This window comes from Gallintestinimicrobium propionicum, from assembly GCF_025567525.1.
GTDB classification, from domain to species: domain Bacteria; phylum Bacillota; class Clostridia; order Lachnospirales; family Lachnospiraceae; genus Gallintestinimicrobium; species Gallintestinimicrobium propionicum.
Window position 1 is genome coordinate 1 of record NZ_JAOQJY010000046.1, and the last position, 3,710, is coordinate 3,710.

Sequence of the window (3,710 nt, forward strand, 5' to 3'; positions counted from 1 at the left end):
ATCGGGTGGAAATCACATCTCCGGGCGGTATGTTTGGCGGCGGCTCAATTCAGGAATACGATATTTACAGTATTCGTTCGATGCGACGAAACCCTGTGATTGCTGACCTGTTCCACCGCATGAAGTACATGGAACGCCGTGGAAGTGGCCTACGCAAAATCGTCAGTGAAACCGAAAAGCTATCTGGATATACAGCGGCATATAAGCCTGAATTTACCTCAACAGCAACAGATTTCAGAGTCATCTTGAAAAATGTAAACTACAACTTAGAGGGTGACGCCCACCAAGTTATCCACCAAGTTACCCACCAAGTTATTGAACTATCAACGGTATCCAAACAGATTTTGGCTTTTTGCACAACACCAAAATCCAAGAAAGAGCTTGCAGTATTTTGCGGCTTCAAAGATTTAAGAAACTTCACTTTGAAGCATATCAATCCGCTTTTAGAATCCGGGCAATTAGAAATGACTATTCCCGATAAACCTAAAAGTCGCAATCAAAAATATATTACAGTTCGTTCCGAATAAATAGAGAAGCAGGGCATTGGGTCTCATCTCCCATTGTCCTGCTTCTTTTTCATTCCAAATTATATTCACATCATTTACCCATACACCCAATCCTGTATCGCAAATTTCAAACTCTGCACCTTTCCCAGCAGCCAGATCGAAGCCAGCGGCAGCCCCATCGGGCTAATCAAAAATGCCATAACCAGCAAAATCACACCATTCTGCGGGGAATAGGTAATCAGCACAGCCACGCCAAGCAGAGCAATTACCGTGCTTAGTAGACCAAGCACCAGACCGGATATGTAGATCAGCCCCGTGCAGAGCCAGACAAAAAGCGTCAACACCAAAATGACCGGTGCAGTTACGATCATCAGCAGACATTTCAAAATCTTCATTTCTGTTCCTCCTTCCAACGCTCCAGATACTGTTTGCATAGGGCATCCGCTTCTCTCTCATCATCTTCCGTCACTTCCCGTTTTCCTTTGGTCAGTTCAATCTCCAGATAAGTCCGGTAATCATCGGATAAGAGGTCGAACAGTTCCTTGGGAGTATGGCACACCTCGCCAGAGCAATAGTGAAAATCTTGGTCAAATTCAACTCTTACACATCCATGGCGGCTGATATAAACTTCTATGGTCTCGTCTGCGGTTAGGTAATCCGCAAAAATCTCCAGCACCTTTTCAAAGGTCAGCATCTGTTTTCACTCCTTTGCTACGCTTCTTATTCTACTCATATTATCCGGTACGGACAGGCAAAAGACAAGGATACAGACAAAAAGAAAAAGCGGAGGAAGGTGCGGCGAAGAAACGCCGTTCCTCCCTCCGCAAATGGAGTATCTATCCCTGTTATGAAAGTTTGGAGAGTTGGGTAAGGATTTCCTTCACACCCTCCCACAGTTGTTCCTGCCGCTGGGATATATCCTCCAAGTCAGCATTATAAACCCGCCCGGTCTCATGCACTTTGCGGGTCAGCTGGTTCAAGTTGTTGCTGCTTCGGCGCATCAGGGAGACCAACTCCTTCAGCTCTGGCAGTTCCAGCTTGACCACATAACCATCCAGCGCCATTTTCCGCAGATAAGCGCTCAAATTCTCTGTCCCGTATTGCTGCATCTTTTGATGGATCAGTTCCAGTTCTTCTGCGCACACCCAAAACAAAACCGGCACATCCCGCTTGCGCTTTGCCATGGTTATCGCTCCGGCTCCCGTTTTTTCGGGGCGGCAGACTTATGGGCGGGCAGCTCCTGTTTGAGCTTATCCCGTACTGAGGGACGGGACGGTTCCAGTTTTTCTCTCTGGGTACGGCTGCGCTGCTGTTCTTCACGCACCAGATCAATAAAGCCATCCAGCACAGCAGGGTGGCTGTTTAAGGCATAACCACAACGGACGGTTTCGGGATTATCGTTGGGAATGGTCTTGGCCCATTCTTTGTTGCGTCGGGAGTAACGCCCATCCCAGTCCTGAAGCTGGACCGTGTTAGACAGAACCATGGACACACGCTCCATGCCATAGGTCTCGATCACACCCTTTGCCGCATCGTGGCTGAGATACATTCCGTCGAAGTGCTCCCGCACCGCCGCTTCAATAGACTCCTTGCATTGGCGATTTACATTGTTGGAAGTTCGGTACTGCTCCAGCTCCCCATGTTCTCTCGCATAGGCAGCTGAATGGGGATAGACCGGTGTTGTTCGCAGTTCCTCTTTAGCCCTGCACACATCGTCGGCACGGTTCTCAATGCTGTCCCGGATCACATCCATATAGCCAGTCTCCAGCTTTTCAAAATAACGGTACACATCCGCCAACGGAGATGAAGATTCCAAAAGTGCCTGAGCCTGGGTGTCGGTCAGTTCCAGCTCCTCCATCGCCATCACGATGTCCTCCCGGACGGTGTACTCATAGGTGTGGTGCAGGATTTCTTCTGGGGGCTGACTTTTCAACCAATCCCTGTATTTTTCCTGCTCAGTGGCCATCTTTTCATAAAGGGCCGCATTCAGATTATTGGTATTCATGTTATCGCACCTCCTCATGCTGTTTTGGTTTCTTGTCTGTACTACGGGGTTGCACCGGGCGTTTTAGGTTATCCAGCACCGAAGGCCGTGTGCTTTTGGCAACAACAGACTCGGTGTGTGCCTGCCCCTTTCCGTCGATGTTGAGCAGGGTATCCAGCTCCACCAGACGGGCATTTTTGCTTCGCAGTTCTTCTTCATAAAGGAATGGCTTTCCGACTTCCTCCTTTGCGGCAGCCTGCTGCTGATAGAGGTTATCCAGCTGGGCCTTTGCCGCCTCCAGACGCTGGGGCATCTGGGCGAGGGCATTGTCGATACGGGTAAGATTTCCGCGAGGGTCTGTACCAAGGGTTGCCCGGTGGGTCATCTGTCCTTTCAGCAGGAGCGTATACTCCTGTTTCCAAGCGGAAAATTCCACGGATATGGCATAGCCCCGGTAGCTGCCAATCTGCACCGGATCGGAGGTTTTGACCTCCTTGCAGGCATCCAGAAGTGCTGCACCGGCATTCTCCTTATCGGTCAGCAGATCACCTCGGATTTCCATACCAGCAAAACCGTCCTCCGGGTGCGGGTGCGCTGCCAAAACCTCCAGATCGGATTCAAAGCCCTTGATAAAGCCTTTGTGCTTTTCAATCTCCTCCGGGAAGTATTTGAGCAGCTGGTCCTCCAGACGATATTGCTTGCTCTGGTGGTCGGCTTTCATCAGCTTCAGGCGGGATACCTCCACATCCAAATCCATACGCTCCTTGATGCGGGGATCTCCGGCGCACAGGGCTTTGATCTCGGCAAAGGAAAGCGCCGTTTCGTCCACATCATCGCAGGAACGCACCGGCGATTTAGAAGTCATGATCTGACTGATGAATTTTTGCTTATTCTCCACCGTCTGCCAGAGGTATGCGTCAAAGGTTCCTTCGGTCACATAGCGGTACACATGGACAAGGGGATTCTGGTTGCCCTGTCGCTCAATACGGCCCTTGCGCTGGGCAAGGTCTCCCGGTCTCCACGGACAGTCCAGGTCATGAAGTGCCACCAGACGGTCCTGCACATTGGTGCCTGCGCCCATCTTGGCAGTGCTGCCCAAAAGGACACGCACCTGACCGGTACGGACTTTAGAGAACAACTCCTTTTTCCGCACTTCGGTGTTGGCTTCATGGATAAAAGCGATCTGGTCGGCAGGCATTCCCTGAGCAATGAGTTTCTGA

Annotated in this window: 6 protein-coding genes; 1 reads left to right on the plus strand and 5 read right to left on the minus strand. The window is 50.5% G+C overall.

Features of this window, described 5'->3' with window-relative positions; all coding sequences use genetic code 11:
* Positions 1–527 (plus strand): ATP-binding protein (locus tag OCV62_RS17965; protein ID WP_317258858.1); only part of this gene is annotated, 527 nt, incomplete at its 5' end.
* 74 nt (positions 528–601) lie between these two features.
* Here OCV62_RS17965 and OCV62_RS17970 read toward each other — a convergent pair.
* The 5 genes from OCV62_RS17970 to OCV62_RS17990 form a co-directional block, all read right to left on the minus strand.
* Positions 602–901 (minus strand): CD1845 family protein, encoded by a 300-nt coding sequence (locus tag OCV62_RS17970; protein WP_262588362.1) that lies wholly within the window; start codon positions 899–901, stop codon positions 602–604.
* Positions 898–1,200, minus strand: coding sequence for a hypothetical protein (locus OCV62_RS17975; protein WP_262588364.1), 303 nt, complete (start codon positions 1,198–1,200; stop codon positions 898–900). The genes OCV62_RS17970 and OCV62_RS17975 overlap by 4 nt, the downstream gene beginning before the upstream one ends.
* Positions 1,201–1,351: 151 nt before the next feature.
* A complete protein-coding gene (locus tag OCV62_RS17980) occupies positions 1,352–1,690 on the minus strand; it encodes a MobC family plasmid mobilization relaxosome protein (RefSeq protein WP_262588365.1) in 339 nt (112 codons plus the stop codon).
* A gap of 2 nt (positions 1,691–1,692) precedes the next feature.
* Positions 1,693–2,511, minus strand: a complete 819-nt coding sequence (locus tag OCV62_RS17985) for a DUF3848 domain-containing protein (protein WP_262588367.1) — start codon at positions 2,509–2,511, stop codon at positions 1,693–1,695.
* 1 nt (position 2,512) lies between these two features.
* The coding region (locus tag OCV62_RS17990) for a helicase C-terminal domain-containing protein (protein WP_262588369.1) at positions 2,513–3,710 on the minus strand (1,198 nt) is incomplete at its 5' end.

Bases quoted from the DNA above. Each gene is read 5' to 3' on its own strand.
- OCV62_RS17970 (WP_262588362.1), bottom strand. From the start codon at position 901: ATGAAGATTTTGAAATGTCTGCTGATGATCGTAACTGCACCGGTCATT.
- OCV62_RS17975 (WP_262588364.1), bottom strand. From the start codon at position 1,200: ATGCTGACCTTTGAAAAGGTGCTGGAGATTTTTGCGGATTACCTAACC.
- OCV62_RS17980 (WP_262588365.1), bottom strand. From the start codon at position 1,690: ATGGCAAAGCGCAAGCGGGATGTGCCGGTTTTGTTTTGGGTGTGCGCA.
- OCV62_RS17985 (WP_262588367.1), bottom strand. From the start codon at position 2,511: ATGAATACCAATAATCTGAATGCGGCCCTTTATGAAAAGATGGCCACT.